17 protein-coding genes are annotated in these 17,768 nt (G+C 67.3%); all 17 read left to right on the forward strand.

What is annotated here, in order from left to right; all coding sequences use genetic code 11:
* The first annotated feature begins 41 nt into the window (after positions 1 to 41).
* The 17 genes from OF829_RS09805 to OF829_RS09885 all read left to right on the forward strand — a co-directional run bounded on the left by OF829_RS09805 (position 42) and on the right by OF829_RS09885 (position 17,764).
* Entirely contained in the window at positions 42 to 1,034 is a 993-nt protein-coding gene (locus tag OF829_RS09805) for a cysteine synthase A (protein WP_264939829.1), read from the forward strand.
* Positions 1,035 to 1,083: 49 nt separating this feature from the next.
* Positions 1,084 to 1,419, forward strand: coding sequence for a hypothetical protein (locus tag OF829_RS09810; RefSeq protein ID WP_264939830.1), 336 nt, complete (start codon positions 1,084 to 1,086; stop codon positions 1,417 to 1,419).
* A gap of 71 nt (positions 1,420 to 1,490) precedes the next feature.
* A complete protein-coding gene (locus tag OF829_RS09815) occupies positions 1,491 to 1,799 on the forward strand; it encodes a hypothetical protein (RefSeq protein WP_264939831.1) in 309 nt (102 codons plus the stop codon).
* 454 nt (positions 1,800 to 2,253) lie between these two features.
* A complete protein-coding gene (locus tag OF829_RS09820; protein ID WP_264939832.1) occupies positions 2,254 to 2,730 on the forward strand; it encodes a division/cell wall cluster transcriptional repressor MraZ in 477 nt (158 codons plus the stop codon).
* The gene (rsmH, locus tag OF829_RS09825; protein WP_264939833.1) at positions 2,727 to 3,680 is read left to right on the forward strand and encodes a 16S rRNA (cytosine(1402)-N(4))-methyltransferase RsmH; all 954 of its coding nucleotides are present in this window, start codon (positions 2,727 to 2,729) and stop codon (positions 3,678 to 3,680) included. Before OF829_RS09820 ends, rsmH begins: the two co-directional genes overlap by 4 nt.
* Positions 3,680 to 4,231: a hypothetical protein gene (locus OF829_RS09830; protein WP_264939834.1), complete on the forward strand. Its 552-nt coding sequence runs from the start codon at positions 3,680 to 3,682 to the stop codon at positions 4,229 to 4,231. The genes rsmH and OF829_RS09830 overlap by 1 nt, the downstream gene beginning before the upstream one ends.
* Entirely contained in the window at positions 4,228 to 5,931 is a 1,704-nt protein-coding gene (locus tag OF829_RS09835) for a peptidoglycan D,D-transpeptidase FtsI family protein (protein ID WP_264939835.1), read from the forward strand. Before OF829_RS09830 ends, OF829_RS09835 begins: the two co-directional genes overlap by 4 nt.
* Positions 5,928 to 7,343: a UDP-N-acetylmuramoyl-L-alanyl-D-glutamate--2,6-diaminopimelate ligase gene (locus tag OF829_RS09840; RefSeq protein ID WP_264939836.1), complete on the forward strand. Its 1,416-nt coding sequence runs from the start codon at positions 5,928 to 5,930 to the stop codon at positions 7,341 to 7,343. Before OF829_RS09835 ends, OF829_RS09840 begins: the two co-directional genes overlap by 4 nt.
* Positions 7,340 to 8,716 (forward strand): UDP-N-acetylmuramoyl-tripeptide--D-alanyl-D-alanine ligase, encoded by a 1,377-nt coding sequence (locus OF829_RS09845; protein ID WP_264939837.1) that lies wholly within the window; start codon positions 7,340 to 7,342, stop codon positions 8,714 to 8,716. The genes OF829_RS09840 and OF829_RS09845 overlap by 4 nt, the downstream gene beginning before the upstream one ends.
* Positions 8,716 to 9,786, forward strand: coding sequence for a phospho-N-acetylmuramoyl-pentapeptide-transferase (gene mraY / locus OF829_RS09850; protein WP_264939838.1), 1,071 nt, complete (start codon positions 8,716 to 8,718; stop codon positions 9,784 to 9,786). Before OF829_RS09845 ends, mraY begins: the two co-directional genes overlap by 1 nt.
* Positions 9,783 to 11,072 (forward strand): UDP-N-acetylmuramoyl-L-alanine--D-glutamate ligase, encoded by a 1,290-nt coding sequence (gene murD / locus OF829_RS09855; RefSeq protein WP_264939839.1) that lies wholly within the window; start codon positions 9,783 to 9,785, stop codon positions 11,070 to 11,072. Before mraY ends, murD begins: the two co-directional genes overlap by 4 nt.
* 44 nt (positions 11,073 to 11,116) lie before the next feature.
* Positions 11,117 to 12,316, forward strand: coding sequence for an FtsW/RodA/SpoVE family cell cycle protein (locus tag OF829_RS09860; protein ID WP_264940181.1), 1,200 nt, complete (start codon positions 11,117 to 11,119; stop codon positions 12,314 to 12,316).
* Positions 12,313 to 13,494, forward strand: a complete 1,182-nt coding sequence (murG, locus tag OF829_RS09865; RefSeq protein ID WP_264939840.1) for an undecaprenyldiphospho-muramoylpentapeptide beta-N-acetylglucosaminyltransferase — start codon at positions 12,313 to 12,315, stop codon at positions 13,492 to 13,494. Before OF829_RS09860 ends, murG begins: the two co-directional genes overlap by 4 nt.
* On the forward strand, positions 13,491 to 14,903 hold the full coding sequence (murC, locus tag OF829_RS09870) for a UDP-N-acetylmuramate--L-alanine ligase (RefSeq protein ID WP_264939841.1): 1,413 nt from the start codon (positions 13,491 to 13,493) through the stop codon (positions 14,901 to 14,903). The genes murG and murC overlap by 4 nt, the downstream gene beginning before the upstream one ends.
* Positions 14,904 to 15,042: 139 nt before the next feature.
* Positions 15,043 to 15,921 (forward strand): UDP-N-acetylmuramate dehydrogenase, encoded by an 879-nt coding sequence (gene murB, locus OF829_RS09875; RefSeq protein ID WP_264940182.1) that lies wholly within the window; start codon positions 15,043 to 15,045, stop codon positions 15,919 to 15,921.
* Positions 15,918 to 16,856, forward strand: a complete 939-nt coding sequence (locus tag OF829_RS09880) for a D-alanine--D-alanine ligase (protein ID WP_406701419.1) — start codon at positions 15,918 to 15,920, stop codon at positions 16,854 to 16,856. The genes murB and OF829_RS09880 overlap by 4 nt, the downstream gene beginning before the upstream one ends.
* Entirely contained in the window at positions 16,853 to 17,764 is a 912-nt protein-coding gene (locus OF829_RS09885; protein ID WP_264939843.1) for a cell division protein FtsQ/DivIB, read from the forward strand. Before OF829_RS09880 ends, OF829_RS09885 begins: the two co-directional genes overlap by 4 nt.
* The last annotated feature ends 4 nt before the right edge of the window (positions 17,765 to 17,768 follow it).

Consider the following 17,768-nt stretch of genomic DNA (forward strand, 5'->3'; position numbering starts at 1 on the left):
CTTGCTTGCCCCGGGGCCATCTCCGCCCCTATCTAGCGGCCATGCATGTGACACCAGACACGCTCGCGCTGATCGGCAACACCCCGCTGGTGCGACTGAAGGGCCCCAGCGAGGCCAGCGGCTGCGAGATTTTCGGCAAGTGCGAATTCGCCAATCCGGGCGCTTCGGTGAAGGACCGCGCCGCGCTCTACATCGTCCAGGATGCCGAGGAGCGGGGCCTGATCCAGCCCGGCGGCACGATCGTCGAGGGCACTGCGGGCAATACCGGCATCGGGCTCGCGCTGGTCGCCAATGCCAAGGGCTACAAGACGATCATCGTCATGCCCGAGACGCAGAGCCGCGAGAAGATGGACACGCTGCGCGCGCTCGGCGCCGAGCTGGTCCTCGTTCCCGCCGCGCCTTATTCGAACCCCGGGCATTTCGTGCACACCAGCCGCCGGATCGCCGAGGAGACGCCCAACGCGATCTGGGCCAACCAGTTCGACAATACCGCCAACCGCAAGGCGCATATCCACGGCACCGCCGAGGAGATTTGGGAGCAGATGGAGGGCCGGATCCATGGCTTCACCTGCTCGGTGGGGACCGGGGGCACGCTCGCCGGCGTCGGGCTCGGGCTCAAGGCCAAGGACGAGACGGTCTGCATTGCGCTCAGCGATCCGCACGGCGCCGCGCTCTACGAATATTATGCGTGCGGCGAGCTCAAGGCCGAAGGCAATTCGGTCGCCGAGGGGATTGGGCAGGGGCGGGTGACCGCCAATCTCGAGGGCGCGCCGGTCGACACCCAGTTCCGCATCTCCGACGAGGAAGGCATGGAGTGGGTGCGCCGCCTGCTCGCCGAGGAAGGGCTCTGCCTCGGCCTCTCCTCGGGCATCAACGTTGCGGGGGCGATACGATTGGCGCGCGAACTGGGCCCCGGAAAACGCATCGCCACGATATTGTGTGACACAGGATTCCGTTATCTTTCAACGCTCTATAACCGGGAATGGCTCGAGGCCAAGGGCCTGCCAGTCCCGGAATGGCTCGCGCGCGGCTGAGGCCTGTCTCGACAGCAATGCGTTAATCCGTTACATTTATGCCACAGCTATGAAGTCGGGACTCCAGACGGATTCTGCCCAGGCGATGCAGCGCGTCCGCGTCGGAATGACGGGACTGGCGATGGTGCTCGTCGTGATCGGGCTCGCAAGCGCCATCTTCTCCTCTGCAAACCGCGAGGAGCCGGTGGCCGCGATCGGCGCGTCCAACTCGACCGTGGTCGCCAACATGACCGACGCCAATGTCGTCGTCGAGAAGAGCAAGGAAGAGCCGCTGGCCGAGCTGGGCGTCGCCCCGAGCACCGGCGCGACCGAGGCGGTCAACGCCGCCGAGATCGCCAAGCGCGAAGCGGCGCGGCGCAAGGCCGAGGCGGCGGGGAAGAAGTAGCTGGCGCGTCTCCCGAGGGACACGCGATCATTGGCTATTGGATTTTCGAAATGTCTTACGGAAAACGTGATTTGTCGGGCCTGCTCGTCGTGGACGGGCAACCCTATTGCTGGGAGTTGCGGCGCGAGCCGCAATGGCGCATCATCGATGGCTGGCAGGGGATGGTGATTGCCGTTCGCCATCGCGACGGTCAGCGCGAAGCGATCCTCCAGTTTCCGGTACCGGGAAAGCGGCAATGGGGATGGGACCTCAGGATGCGCCGCCCGCAAGTGAACCGGACGCGTGTGACCAACGGAATCCGTGCGGCTCTGGCGAGTAAGTGGGAACCCATGTCGCGGGGCAAGGCGCTGGTCTTCGAAGTCGATACAAATGGCAGTTGAGCGTTAACCACCTCCATTAACACGGCGACTCGCAGGATTTCTGCGGTTTTCCGAGTTTTCCCGGCTGTGCGGCGAATCGCGCTGTGCTAGCGATCCAATTGAGAAGCCCCGGGAATCCGCCATTTTGCGGAAATCGGGGCAGGGTAGGGATTTTGACGTCGCCGAGCCGCGCTCGCGCCGGCCCACCCAATTCCGCTCCGCATCATTACTTAAACCGGTCATCGCTCATGAAAACAAATTAAGAACAAATACTGATTCTATATCGAACATGACTGCAAAATGGGGCTGAGTGGGGTGAAATCCCCAACTCACCCATTGATTCCCCGAGCAGATTGTGCGTAAACACGCATGGTTAAGGTCGGGGCGCGACCCTTTTCACCGTTGATGTGAAGCCGCTGGCGATTCGTCGTTCTGCGGGGCGGGGAGGGCGTGCCCGAACTCAGGGACGGGTTCGGTGGAGCTGTACGAGGGGTACGCGCTGCAATCGGTGGACGAGAAGGGTCGCGTCGCGATCCCCGCCGATCTTCGCGCCGCCGTCGAGCGCAACTCGGACGTCCGCTCGATCGTCGTCGGCCGCCACCCCTTCGATCCGTGCCTCTCGGTCCACGACCTCAGCTGGTCGGTCGAGAAGTTCAACCGCATCGATAGCCCCACCGCATCGCCCTTCGACGGCGATGGCGGGGAATCGCGCATCAAGCGCCGCGCCTTTGGCGTCGTGGAACGTGCCCCGTTCGACGCCAGCGGCCGCTTCGTGATCCCGCCCTTCTTCCGCGCCAAGGGCCAGATTTCGCGCTGGGCCTTCTTCACCGGCAGCGGCGAGACCTTCGACATCTGGTCGCCCGAGGTGCTGCTGAAGGCCCAGGGCCATGATTTCGAGGAACTCCGCGAACTCTGCGAATTCTGCCTCCACCAGAAGGGCGTCAAGCTGTGACCGCCGCTTCCGCCCAGCCCCATATCCCCGTGCTGCTCGATGAAGTCATCGACGGCCTCGCCATCGTGCCCGGCGAGCGCCATGTCGATGCGACCTTCGGAGCAGGCGGCTACACCGACGCTATCCTCGAGCGGGGTGCCGAGGTGGCCGCCTTCGATCGCGACCCCCGTGCGATCGAGGGCGGCCTACTTCGCTTCGCCGCCAATGACCGGCTGACGCTGATCGAGGCGCCCTTCTCCGCGATGGAGAGTGAACTGGGCGCCCGGGGCTTCGCGCCCGTCGACGGCGTGACGATGGATATCGGCGTTTCGTCGATGCAGCTCGACCGGGCCGAGCGCGGCTTCAGCTTCCAGTCAGACGGACCGCTGGATATGCGCATGTCTGGCGAAGGGATGAGCGCGGCCGACTTCGTCAACGAGGCCGATGAGGGCGAGATCGCCGACGTGCTGTATCATTATGGCGAGGAGCCGCGTTCGCGCCGGGTGGCGCGGGCGATCGTCGAGGCGCGCCCGCTGACCCGCACTTCCGAGCTGGCGAACGTCGTCCGCAAGGCGCTGGGCCACAAGCCGCACGACAAGAAGGACCCGGCGACGCGGGTCTTCCAGGCGATCCGCATCCATGTGAACCGCGAGCTCGACGAGTTGGCGGAAGGGCTGGCGGCGGCTGAGCGCGTGCTCAAGCCCGGCGGGCGGCTGGCGGTGGTGACCTTCCACAGCCTCGAGGATCGGCTGGTGAAGCGCTTCCTGCGCGAGCGGTCGGGCAGCGAACCCGCGGGATCACGCCACCGCCCCATGACGGCCGCCAAGGCCGAACCGAGTTTCGAGACCCCCGCCAAGGCCGTGCGCCCGGGCGAGGCGGAGCTGGCGCGCAACCCCCGCGCGCGCTCCGCGACATTGCGTGTTGCCCGGCGGACGGCCGCGTCCCCCTGGGCGGGTGAAGGAGTGAAGTGATGGCTGTGTATGGCTTCAGAGGGTTGGGGTGGTTCGCGGTCAGCCTGACGGTGGCGCTGGGCGGCTATATGGTGATGTCGCAGGGCGCCGCCGAGCGCGCGCGGCTGCATCAGCTCGACGTCCGCATCGCCGATGCGAAGCGCGGCATCCGCAACCTCGAGACCGAATTCTCGACCCGCGCCAACCTTGCCCAGCTCGAGCGCTGGAACGCGAATGGCGAGGGCGGGGGGCTCGGCATGGCCGCGCCCGCGCCGCAGCAGTTCATTGCCGGCGAGACCGCGCTGGCCGATCTGGACCGCGTGCCCGACGAGGGCGAGGCGAAGATCGAACAGGCCTCGCTGGTCGTGCCGACGGGCGCGCCGCGGGCCCAGACCGAGACCGCCGCGCTCACGAGCCGCGATCCCGCCGCGACCGCCCAGGCCCAGCCCCAGAGCGGTGCGCGTCCCATGGAACGCGCGGTGGCGATGGTCGATCGGCGTCAGTTGCTGAGCTCGTCCACCATGGGTGATCTCGAACGCAGTGCGGCTTCCGAGCGCCAGGCGCTGCGTTGACCGTTCTCGTCGCCCCATCGGCGCGGGCGCGCCGGCCGGGCGGCGCCCGCAAGGCCCTGGTCGAGGCCGCGCAGGTGCGGCTCGCGGTGCTGGCGATGATCTTCGGCGCGGCGATGTTCGCGATCCTGGTGCGGCTCGCGGTGCTCGCCTTCGCCGCGACCCCGGCGGCGGCGCAGGACCCGCTCGCGGGGCTGCCGCCGCGCGGCGATATCGTCGACCGCAACGGCCAGCCGCTCGCGCAGACGATTTCGGGCTGGTCGATCGCGATCCACCCCAACCAGGTGATCGGCGACAAGGGAGTGCTTGCGCAGCAGCTCGCGCAGCTCTTCCCCGAGAAGAATGCCGGCCAATATTTCGCGCTGCTCAATTCGGGATCGAGCTTCGCCTGGCTCAAGCGCCGCGCACGGCCCGAGCTGGTGAAGCAAGCCAATGCACTCGGCAATCCGGGCATCGAGCTGATGCGTGAGCCCGACCGCCTCTATCCGCAATCGACGATGGCGGCGCATGTGCTCGGCTATTTGGGCGCCGATGGCCACGGCGTGGCGGGGATGGAGAAACTGCTCGACACGCGGCTGACCGGGCCCGACCGGATGAAGCCGATCGCGCTGTCGATCGATGTCCGCGTGCAGGGCGCGCTCGAGAACGAACTCGCCACCGCGATGACCGACCTGCAGGCGCAGGGCGCGGCGGGCGTCGTGCTCGATGTCGATACCGGCGAGATCGTCGCGATGACCTCACTGCCGAGCTACAACCCCAATGCGATCCAGGGTCCGCCGCCGCGCAACAATGTGACGCAAAGCGTCTATGAGCTCGGCTCGACCTTCAAGCCGATCGCGGTGGCGGCGGCGATCGACAGCGGCACGATCACCTCGATGTCACGCCGCTTCGACGCGACCAAGCCGCTCGAGGTCGGGCGGTTCAAGATCCATGACGATCCCGGCGACGAGCAGTTCCGCTGGCTCAACATCCCGGAAACGCTCATCTATTCCTCGAACATCGCGACCGCGCGGATCGCCGACGAGCTGGGCGCGGACAAGCTGCAGGACATGTTCCGCCGGCTCCATTTCGACCAGCGCGAGGGGCTGGAGATCGAGGGTGGCGCACGCCCGCTCTGGCCGAGTTACTGGGGCCGGATCACCGTGATGACCGCCGCATACGGCCATGGCATCGCGGTGACGCCGCTCCATCTCGCCAGCGCCTATGCCGCGCTCGTCAATGGCGGGATCTGGCGTCCGGCGACGCTGTTCCGCGTCGATCCGGGCAAAGCGTCGCCCGGCGAGCGCGTGCTCCAGCAGGCAACCAGCGACCGTATGCGCCAGCTGCTGCGGATGATCGTGCTCCAGGGCACGGGACGCAACGGCGAGGCGCCGGGCTATCGCGTCATCGGCAAGACGGGCACCGCAGAGGCGGCGGCGGGTGGTGGTTACGACAAGAGTCGCAACGTTTCGACGTTCGCGGCGGCTTTCCCGGCGGATGCGCCGCGCTATGTGGTGGTCGCCATGCTCGATTCGCCCAAGGCAAATGCCCGCGTCCCCCGCACCACCGCCGCCTGGACCGCGGCCCCCGTCGTCCGCCGCGTGATCGCGCGCACCGGCCCGCTGCTCGGGGTGCTCCCCGATACCCAGCGCGATGTCGACGTCTCGCAGCTGCTGGGCCTGGTCTGGCACCGCCCCGGCACCGCGGAGGCTTCGGATCGATGAGGCTCAGCGGGTTGGAAGACGGGCTGGGGGAAGCGGTCGTCACCGGCTTCGCCATCGATCACCGCAAGGTTGCCCCAGGCACGGTGTTCGGTGCGTTTCCGGGCGCGAAGTTCAACGGCGAGGATTTCATCCCCGCGGCGGTGCAGGCCGGGGCGGTGGCGGTCGTCGCGGGCCCCGATGCGGTGGTCGAGGGCGCGGTGCATATCGCCGACGACAACCCGCGCGAACGCTTTGCCCGGCTGGCCGCCAAATTCTTCGCGCCCTTTCCGGGCACCGCGGTCGCGGTGACGGGGACCAACGGCAAGACCTCGACCGTCGAGATGACCCGCCAACTCTGGCGGATGGCGGGGCACCACGCCGCCTCGATCGGAACGCTCGGCGTCACGACCGCCGACGAGCAGGTCTCGACCGGGCTGACCACACCCGACATCGTCACCTTCCTCTCCAACGTCGCCGGGCTGGCGCGCGAGGGCGTGACCCATGTCGCATTCGAGGCGAGCTCGCACGGCCTGTCGCAATATCGGACCGAAGGGCTGCCGGTTCAGGCCGCCGCCTTCACCAATCTGAGCCGCGACCATCTCGATTATCACGGCGATATGTGCGCCTATTTCCACGCCAAGCTGCGGCTGTTCGCCGATGTGCTCGATCCCGACGGGACGGCCGTCGTGTGGGTCGATGACGCTAATAGTGAGCGCGTGATCGATCTGGCGCGGGCGCGGGGCAACAAGCTCGTCACCGTCGGCGAGCATGGCGAGACGCTGCGGCTGGTATCGCGCGATCCCACCCTGCTCGGACAGGGGTTGGTGATCGAGGCTGAGGGCCGGCAGCACAAGGTCAATCTGCCGCTGATCGGCGCTTACCAGGCCGCCAATGCGCTAACCGCCGCGGGGCTGGTGATCGCGACCGGCGGCGATGTCGCGGCGACGCTTGCCAATCTCGCGCGGCTCCAGCCGGTGCGCGGGCGGCTCGAGCGGGCGGTGATCAAGGCGAACGGCGCGCCGGTCTATGTCGATTATGCCCACACGCCGGACGCGCTCGACGCCGCGATCGCGGCGCTCAAGCCGCATGTGAAGGGCCGGTTGATACTCGCCTTCGGCGCGGGCGGCGACAAGGATCAGGGCAAGCGCGAGCTGATGGGGCAGGCGGCCGCTGCGGGCGCCGATCTGGTGATCGTCACCGACGACAATCCGCGCGGCGAGGACCCGGCGGCGATCCGCGCGATGATCCTCAAGGGCGTGCCCGGCGCCCAGAATATCGGCGACCGCCGCGCGGCGATTTCGGCGGCAGTGGCGGCGGCGGGGCCGGACGATATCGTCCTGCTCGCGGGCAAGGGACATGAGCAGGGGCAGATCGTCGGCGACATGATTCTGCCGTTCGACGATGTCAGCGTCGCGCGCGAGTGCGCGGCATGAGGCTCTGGACATCCGATGAGATCGCGGCCGCTACCGGCGGCACCGCGTCCGAAGAATTCGAGGTTTCGGGGGTCACGTTCGACTCCCGCGAGGTCGGTCCCGGCGACTTGTTCCTGGCATTGAGCGGCGAGGCGACCGATGGTCACCGCTTTCTCGACCAGGCATTTGCGAGCGGGGCTGCGGGTGCGGTCGTTCACTCCCACACGCCGCACCCGCACGTTATGGTGCGTGACACGATGGCGGCGCTGAACGCGCTCGGCACCGCGTCGCGCGGGCGGATGGAGGGCGTCGTGATCGGCGTCACCGGTTCGGCGGGCAAGACCGGCACCAAGGAAGCGCTGTTCGCCGCGCTCGACCGTGGTGAGCCGGGCTATGCGCATCGCTCGGTCAAGAGCTACAATAATCACACCGGCGTGCCGCTCAGCCTCGCCCGGATGCCCCGCAATACGCGCTACGGCGTGTTCGAGATGGGGATGAACCATGAAGGCGAGCTCGCCCTGCTGACCCGCCTCGTTCGCCCGCACATCGCGATCGTCACCACCATCGCACCTGCGCATATGGGCTTCTTCAAGGACGAAAGCGCGATCGCCGACGCCAAGGGGGAGATCTTCCAGGGTCTCGAGTGCGGCGGCACCGCGATCATCCCCTTCGACAGCCCGCATCGCGACCGGCTGATCGAAGCCGCCAGGCCTTACGCCGCGAAGATCGTCACCTTCGGTCTTGGCGAAGGCGCCGATGTCCGCGCGATCGAGACGATGCGCACCAAGCTCGGCGGGACCTTCGTCACCGCGCGGCTGGGCGCGCGCGAACTGAGCTTCACCATCTCGCAGCCAGGCGCGCACTGGGTCTCGAATTCAATGGCGATCCTGGCGGCGGTCGTCGCCGCGGGCGCCGATCTCGAACTCGCCGGGCTCGCGCTCGCCGAACTGGGCGGGCTTACCGGGCGCGGCGCGCGTTTCCTCGTGCCCGTGCCCGGCGGCGAGGCCTTGGTGATCGACGAGGCTTATAACGCCAACCCCGCCTCGATGCGCGTCACCCTCGAAGTGCTCGGCCATGAGCAGGCCGCGCGCAAGATCGCCGTGCTCGGCGAGATGCGCGAGCTGGGCGAGCATTCGGAGGCGTTCCACGCCGAGCTTTCGGGCCCGATCGAAGCCGCCGGGCTCGACTATCTGATCCTGGTCGGCGAACTGATGGAACCGCTCGCAAATGCGCTTGAGGGCCATGTCGATTTCGTCCATGTGCCCGACGCAACCGCCGCCCGCGACCATCTGCTCGATATGTTGGGACCGGGCGATGCGGTGCTCATCAAAGGGTCGAACGGCGTCCGGCTCTCCAATGTGGTCGCGGCGCTGGCGGAAAGGGCACCCGCCTAATGCTTTATCTCATTGCGGACTGGCTGGGTTTCCCGGGGGTCATCAATCTCTTCCGTTACCTGTCCTTCCGCACTGGCGGCGCCGTCGCGACCGCGCTGCTGATCGGGCTGATCATCGGGCCGCGCTTCATCGGCTGGCTGCGCATCCGCCAGGGCAAGGGCCAGCCGATCCGCGACGACGGCCCCCAGAGCCACCTCGCCAAGCGCGGCACGCCGACGATGGGCGGGCTGATGATCCTCACCAGCCTGATGCTCGCGCTGCTGCTGTGGATGGACTTGAGCAACCCCTATGTCTGGGCGTGCATGTTCGTCACCTTCGGCTTCGGGATGATCGGCTTCCTCGACGATTACGACAAGGTGCGGAAGGCGAGCGTCAAGGGTGTCTCCGGCAAGATGCGGCTGCTCGGCGAATTCATCATCGCTGGGGTCGCCGCCTGGATCATCACTAGCCAGAACGGCACGCATCTCTATGTGCCCTTCTTCAGCTGGCTCCACCCCGATCTCGGCTATTTCTACATCCTGTTCGCCGCCTTCACGATCGTGGCGTTCGGCAATGCGGTGAACCTGACCGACGGGCTCGACGGGCTCGCGACCATGCCGGTGATCATCGCCAGCCTGGCCTTCATGATGATCGTCTATCTCGCCGGCAACGTGAAGTTCGCCACCTATCTCGGCATCCCGCACGTGCCGGGTGCTGGCGATCTCGCCATCTTCTGCGGCGCGATGGTGGGGGCCGGGCTTGCCTTTCTGTGGTTCAACGCGCCCCCGGCGGCGGTGTTCATGGGCGACACCGGCTCGCTGGCACTGGGCGGTGCGCTCGGCACGATCGCGGTGGTCGCGCATCACGAGCTGGTGCTCGGCATCATCGGCGGGCTGTTCGTGATGGAGGCACTGAGCGTCATCATCCAGGTCTTCTTCTTCAAGCGGACCGGCAAGCGCGTGTTCAAGATGGCGCCGATCCACCACCATTTCGAGCAATTGGGCTGGTCCGAGCCGACCGTGGTGATCCGCTTCTGGATCATCGCCTTCGTGCTGGCGCTCGCGGGGCTGGCCACGCTCAAGCTGCGATGATCACGTCCCCCCTTTTCCGCGGCAAGCGCTATGCGGTGCTGGGGCTCGCGCGATCTGGCATCGCCACCGTCGATGCGCTCGTCACGAGCGGGGCGGAGGTGGTGGCCTGGGATACGAGCGAGGCGGCGCGCGCGCAGGTGAAGGGCGCGCAGCTCGCCGATCCGCTGGAGATCGATCTGGCTGGGTTCGACGCGGTGATCGTCTCCCCCGGCGTGCCGATCAACTGCCACCCGATAGCGGCGCATGCCCGCAGCTGGGGGGCGCGGCTGATCGGCGATATCGAGCTGTTCGCCGAGGCGCGCGCCGGGCTGCCGCCGCACAAGGTGGTCGGCATCACCGGCACCAACGGCAAATCGACCACCACCGCGCTGATCGACCATATCTGCCGCACCGCGGGGCTGCCGAGCCTCGCGGGCGGCAATATCGGCCTGCCGATCCTCGCCGAGAAGCCGCTCGCCGAAGGCGGGGTCTATGTGCTCGAACTGTCGAGCTACCAGATCGACCTGACCGCCAGCCTCGACTGCGACGTCGCGGTGCTGCTCAACATCACACCCGACCATCTCGACCGCTATGATTCGGGTTTCGCCGGTTACGCCGCCGCCAAGGCGCGCCTGTTCGAGATGCAATCGAAGGGCCATGCCGCGATCATCTCGATCGCCGATGCGCCATCGGCCGAGATCGCCAGCCAGCTCGCGCGCTCGGGCCGCTCCGAGGACCTGACCAAGATCGCCCCCGGCTTCTGCATGGATCAGTCGCGCTGGCCCGCGCTGCAGGGGCCGCACAACGCCCAGAACGCGCTCGCCGCCATCGCCGCGTGCGAGGCGCTGCGGATCGACACCGCGTCGATCGACCGCGGGCTTGAGACCTATAAGGCGCTGCCGCACCGGATGGAGATCATCGCGGTCAAGAACGGCGTCCGCTACGTCAACGACAGCAAGGCGACCAACGCGGAGTCGACCGCCCCCGCGCTCCAGGCGTTCGACCGCATCCACTGGATCGTCGGCGGCCGCGCCAAGAGCGACGAGCTTGACGCCTGCCGCCCCGGCTTCCCGAATATCGTTCGTGCCTACACGATCGGAGAGGCGGGCGAGATGTTCGCGAAATTGCTCGAAGGCGAAATGCCGGTCGAGCGCAGTGGCACGATCGAAGCCGCGGTGAAGAGCGCCGCTGCGCACGCCCCGCCGGGCGACACCGTCCTGCTCTCCCCGGCCTGTGCGTCGTTCGACCAGTTCCGCGATTATGAGGCGCGGGGCCAGGCCTTCCGCGATGCGGTGGCGGCGCTGTGAGCGACGAGGCCGAAGGCGTCGAGGTCCCCGATGCGCCCCGCGTGATGCGGCGTACCGGCGGCAACCAGCTGATGCGCAGCAACCAATCCGCCACCGGCATGTGGTTCTGGGAGGTCGACCGTGTCCTCCTTCTGCTCGTGCTGCTGCTGATCGCGATCGGGCTGGTCGCGGTCGCCGCCGCCTCGCCGGTCAGCGCGCGGCGCTATTCGGGCGGCACGCACCATGTCGCCGACCTCTTCTATTTCTGGCGCCAGCTGGTGTGGGTCGCGGTGTCGGTGCCGGTGATGATCCTGGTCTCGATGCTCCCCGTCACCTTCGCCCGGCGTGCTGCGCTGATCGGGGCGGGCATCTTCCTGTTGCTGCTGATGCTGGTCCCCTTTGTCGGCGCGGAGGTGAACGGCGCGCGCCGCTGGATCAATCTCGGCGTCTCCGATCTCCAGCCGTCCGAATTCCTCAAGCCGCTGTTCATCGTCTCGACCGCCTGGATCCTGTCGTTCCGCGCGCGCGATGCAGAGTTGCCGATGACGCTGATGCTGCTTGTGACCGGCGGCCTCACCGGCCTGGTCGGCGTGCTCCTGATGATGCAGCCAGATTTCGGCCAGACGATCGTGTTCGGCACCGTCTGGATCATCCTGCTCGTCGTCTCCGGCATCTCGCCGGCGATGATCGCAGGGCTGATCGGCACGGCGATGACCGGCGTGATCGCTGCCTATTTCCTCTACGATACCGCGCGCATCCGCATCGACAGCTTCCTGTGGCCCGACAAGGAAAAGGCGCTCGCGGAGCATTACCAGACCGATATGGCCGAGAAGACGCTGACCGCCGGCGGCCTGTTCGGCACCGGCCCGGGCAGCGGCCAGGTCAAGTTCAAGCTTCCTGAGGCGCATACCGACTATATCTTCTCGGTGATCGGCGAGGAGTTCGGGCTCCTGGCATGCGCCGCGATCGCCTGCCTCTATGTCGCGATCATTGCGCGGGTGCTGTTCAAGCTGTTCGACGAGGAGGACGCGTTCCGCCTGCTCGCCGCGACCGGGCTTGCGGCCCAATTCGGGATTCAGGCGGTGATCAACATGGCGGTCAATACCGGCCTCGCCCCCTCCAAGGGCATGACCTTGCCCTTCATCTCCTATGGCGGGTCGTCGATGGTGGCGCTGTCGATCGGCATGGGGCTTTTGCTCGCCTTCACCCGCCGAAATCCGTATCTGAAGCGCTCTCCCTATACCGTGCGGTGGAGCGGCACATGACGAATACGCGCAGCTATGTTCTCGCAGCCGGAGGCACCGGCGGGCATATGGTGCCCGCGGCGGCGCTGGCGGCGGAGCTGGCCGAGCGGGGCCACCATGTAGCGCTGGTCAGCGACGACCGCGGCGTGCGCTTCCCGGGGCTGTTCGAGGATGTCGAGACGCATGTGCTTCCGGCCGGAAGGCTCGGTGGCGGGCCGATGGGCTGGCTGCGCGCCGCGCGCAACGTCATGGCCGGGCGCTCGATGGCCAAGAAGCTCTATCGCGAGATCCAGCCGAGCTGCGTGATCGGCTTTGGCGGCTATCCCGCGCTCCCCTCGCTGCTCGCCGCCTTCAGCGCGGGCATTCCGACGATCATTCACGAGCAGAACGCCGTGCTCGGCCGCGTCAACCGCTATGTCGCCGACAAGGTGGATGCGATCGCGACCAGCTATGAGGATGTCGAGCGGCTCAAGGACAGCTGGAAGGCCAAGACGCACCTCGTCGGCAATCCGGTGCGCGAGCAGGTGCTCGAATTGCGCAACCGGCCCTATCCGCTGCTCGAGGAGGACGGCATCTTCCGCGTCCTCGTGACGGGCGGCAGCCAGGGCGCCTCGATCCTGTCGCAGGTCGTGCCCGACGGGCTCGCCCTGCTCCCGGTCCATTTCCGCCGCCGGATGCAGGTGACGCACCAGGCGCGCGTCGAGGATATCGAGGAAGTCCGCCAGAAATATCTCAACCACGGCATCCCCGCCGAGATCGCCACCTACCTACCCGACCTACCCGAGCATCTCGCCTGGGCGCATATCGTGATCGCGCGGGCAGGGGCCTCGACCATCTCCGAGCTGACCGCCGCGGGCCGCCCCGCGATCCTCGTGCCGCTGCCGAGCGCGACCGACGATCACCAGACCGCCAATGCCCGCGAGATCACCAATGCCGGCGGCGCGCGGACGATCAACCAGCGCAGCTTTACCGCGACCGAACTCGCCAAGCAGATCCAGAAGCTCGGTCTCGATACGGTCGGCCTCGAAAATGCCGCCGCGCGCGCGCGCAGCTGCGGCCGGCCCGATGCGGCGCGCGACCTTGCCGATCTGGTCGAGTCGATCCACGCCCCCACCGCGCCGATCGGCATCCGCCGCGCGGCGAAGCAATCCTCCAATCTCGGCGGCAGCCCCGCCTTCGCAAAGGTCTCCGGCGCATGAAGGGTGTCGCGACCGACATCGGCACGATCCATTTCGTCGGCATCGGCGGCATCGGCATGTCGGGCATCGCCGAGGTGATGCACAATCTCGGCTACAAGGTTCAGGGCTCGGACGTGGCGGAAGGCTATGTCGTCCAAGGCCTGCGCGACCGCGGCATCACCGTCGAGATCGGCCACAAGGCGGAGAATATCGGCGACGCGGCAGTGGTCGTGGTCTCGACCGCGATCGTCCGCACCAATCCCGAGGTCGAGGCGGCCTATGAGCGCCGCATCCCCGTGGTCCGCCGCGCCGAGATGCTCGCCGAGCTGATGCGATTGAAGTCCACCGTCGCGGTGGCGGGGACGCACGGCAAGACGACCACCACCTCGATGATCGCCGCCCTGCTCGATGCAGGCGGAGTCGATCCGACGGTGATCAACGGCGGCATCATCAACTCCTACGGCTCGAACGCCCGGCTCGGCGCGAGCGACTGGATGGTGGTCGAGGCCGATGAGAGCGACGGCAGCTTCCTGCGGCTCGACGGCACGATCGCGGTGGTGACCAATATCGATCCCGAGCATCTCGACCATTACGGCAGCTTCGAGAAGGTGAAGGACTGTTTCGTCGAGTTCGTCGAGAATGTCCCCTTCTACGGTGCGGCGTTGCTGTGCCTCGATCATCCCGAGGTGCAGGCGATCATTCCGCGCGTCCGCGACCGCCGGATCGTCACCTATGGCTTCGCCGCCAGCGCCGATGTGCGCGGGACCAATGTCACCCCCTATCCCGGCGGCAACCGCTTCGACGCGATCGTTCGCGAACGTGACGGATCGACGCGGACGATCGAGGGCATCGACCTGCCGATGCCCGGCCGCCACAATGTCCAGAACGCGCTCGCCGCGGTCGGCGTGGCACTCGAGATGGGCATTGCCGACGCGACCATCCAGCGCGGCTTCGCCAAGTTCGGGGGCGTCAAGCGCCGCTTCACCAAGGTCGGGGAAGTCGATGGCGTGACCATCATCGACGATTACGGCCATCACCCGGTCGAAATCCGCGCGGTCCTTTCCGCGGCGCGGGAATCCGCTCAAGGGCGCGTGATCGCGGTGATGCAGCCGCACCGTTACTCGCGCCTCGGCAATCTGATGGAGGACTTCGCCCAGGCCTTCAACGACGCCGATATGGTGTTCGTCAGCCCCGTCTATGCCGCGGGCGAAGCGCCGGTGGAGGGCGTCAGCGCGGACTCGCTGGTCGAGGGTATCAAGCGGCGCGGGCATCGCGCGGCGGCTTCGGTGGCGGATGCCGCTGAACTGGCGAAGCTGCTCGCGGAAACCGTGCAGCCGAACGACATGGTCGTGTGCCTCGGCGCGGGCGATATAACGAAATGGGCCGCGAACCTCGCCGGCGCGATTGCCGAAGCGAAGGTGCACGCATGACCCGCGTATCAACCTCCGTTCGCCCTGAGCTTGTCCAAGGGCTGTTCTTCTTCTTCGACCGGCTCGAAAGGGAAGGGCAGTGCTTCGACAAGCTCAGCACGAACGGTTGGGGGGTGAGGTCGTGAGCACTTGCTACGCCATGCCCCCGGTGCGCGGAAAGCTCACCCATGGCGCGCCGCTCGCGCCTCTGGTGTGGTTCAAGAGCGGCGGCGCGGCGGAATGGCTGTTCGAGCCCGCCGATATCGACGACTTGGCCAATTTTCTCTTCGCGCTCGATCCCGCGGTTCCGGTGATGGGGCTGGGGCTCGGCTCGAACATGATCGTTCGCGACGGCGGCGTCCCCGGCGTCGTGGTGCGGCTGGGCAAGCCCTTCGCCACCGTCGAGACCGATGGCCTGACGCTCAAATGCGGGGGAGGGGCCAGCGGCATCCTCGTCTCGTCAAAGGCGCGTGATGCGGGCATCGCGGGGGTGGAGTTCCTGAGGTCGATCCCCGGCACGGTCGGCGGCTTCGTCCGCATGAACGGCGGCGCCTATGGCCGCGAGACCTGCGACATCCTCGTCGAGTGCGAGGTCGTGCTGCGGAGCGGCGAGCGCCGCACCCTCCAGCTCGCCGATCTCGGTTACACCTATCGCCACAGCGAGTTGCCGAACGGCGCGATCGTGGTGAGCGCGACCTTCCGTGGGAATCCCGGCGAGCCTGCCGACATCCAGGCCGAGATGGACCGGATCGGCGCCTCGCGCGAAGCCTCGCAGCCGCTGCGCAGCAAGACCGGCGGCTCGACCTTCAAGAACCCGGACGGGCACAAGGCGTGGCAGCTCGTCGATGCCGCCGGCTGCCGCGGGCTGCGGCGGGGTGATGCGCAGGTCAGCGAGAAGCACACCAATTTCCTCCTCAACCTCGGTGAGGCGACCAGCGCCGATATCGAGGCGCTGGGCGAGGAGGTCCGCGACAAGGTCAGGGCGCATTCGGGCGTCGAACTGGAATGGGAGATTCAGCGCGTGGGAGTGAACAAGTGAAGCAGCTCCACGTCGCGGTATTGATGGGCGGATGGTCCGCCGAGCGCGAGGTCTCGCTGATGTCGGGCAAGGGCGTCGCGGACGCGCTGGAATCGCGCGGCTATCGCGTCACCCGCATCGACATGGGCCGCGATGTCGCGACCGAACTCGCCCGGGTCGCGCCCGATGTCGTGTTCAACGCGCTCCACGGCACGCCGGGCGAAGACGGCACCGTGCAGGGCATGCTCGATCTGATGGGCATCCCCTACACGCATAGCGGCCTCGTCACCTCGGTGATCGCGATCGACAAGCAGCTCACCAAGCAGGCGCTGGTGCCCCATGGCATCCCCATGCCCGGCGGCCGCATGGTGCATTCGGAGGAACTCTACCAGCACGATCCGCTCCCGCGCCCGTACGTCCTCAAGCCCGTCAACGAAGGCTCGTCGGTGGGCGTCGCGATCGTCACGACCGAAGGGAATTACGGCAATCCGATCAGCCGCGAGGCCAAGGGCCCTTGGCAGGACTTCGACGAACTCCTCGCCGAACCCTTTATCCGCGGCCGCGAGCTGACCACCGCGGTGCTCGGCGACACCCCGCTCGCGGTGACCGAGCTCAAGCCCAAGAGCGGCTTCTACGATTACGACGCCAAATATACCGATGGCCTCACCGAGCATGTCTGTCCCGCCGACATTCCCGAGGATGTCGCCGAGGCGTGCAAGCGCATCGCGTGCGAGGCGCATCGCCTGCTCGGCTGCAAGGGCGCGTCGCGTTCGGACTTCCGCTGGGACGACAGCCAGGGCGTCGACGGCATCTTCCTGCTCGAGGTCAACACCCAGCCCGGCATGACGCCCTTAAGTCTTGTTCCGGAGCAGGCGAAATATGTCGGGATGAGCTATGCCGATCTGGTGGAAAAGATCGTCGTCGAAGCCCTGAACCGGGGAGAGGCGGGCGCGTGAGCAGGAAGCCCGCCCGCAAGCCGGCCCCGCGCCGCGCGCCGCCCAAGAAAAGGCAGGCGGTGCGGCGCAGCCGCAAGCCGGGGATGCTCGACCAGCTGATGGGCGCTTTGCCCTTCACCCCGGCGACGCTCCAGCGCCTGGCGACCTGGAGCATTGTCGGCGTGACGGGGGTGGTCGCGCTCGGCGTGGCCAACTGGTTCGGAGTGCCCGCAATGGCGGGCACGGCCGCGTCCGAGGTGATTGGCGAGGCGGGGCTCCGGCTCGAGAAGATCAACATTACGGGCCTCAGGCGGATGGATCAGATGACGGTCTACAAGCAGGCGCTCGACCAGAAATCGCGCGCGATGCCGCTGGTCGATCTCGCCGCGGTGCGCGCCCGGCTGCTTCAATATCCCTGGGTCGAGGATGCGCGCGTCTCGCGCCGCCTGCCCGATACGCTGACCATCCATATCGTCGAGCGCGAGCCGGCCGCGATCTGGCAGAACCATGGCCAGCTGATGCTGATCGATCCCAAGGGCGCGCTGCTCGAGCCGGTCTCGCGCGAGGCGATGCCCGATCTGCCGCTGCTGATCGGCGACAACGCCAATCACCAGGAGGAGGCACGGCGCAAGCTGATGGACGCCGCCCCCGCGCTCAAGCCGCTCGTCAAGGCGGCGATCTGGATCGGCAACCGCCGCTGGGACCTGGTGTTCGACACGGGCGAGCGGCTGATGCTGCCCGAAGGCGAAATGGAAGCCGCTGACGCGCTCAGGCGCTTCGCGGAGATGGATGCGAAGGACGGCCTGCTGGGCAAGGGCAAGACGTCGTTCGACCTGCGCGTGCCGGAGCGGATGTTCGTCTGCTGCCGCGCCGCCAAGCCGCAGCCGGCGGCGACATCGACCGGCAATGTGTCACAGGGGCAGGAGTAGGGGT

This window comes from Sphingomonas caeni (assembly GCF_026013415.1).
Taxonomy (GTDB): Bacteria; Pseudomonadota; Alphaproteobacteria; order Sphingomonadales; family Sphingomonadaceae; genus Sphingomonas; species Sphingomonas caeni.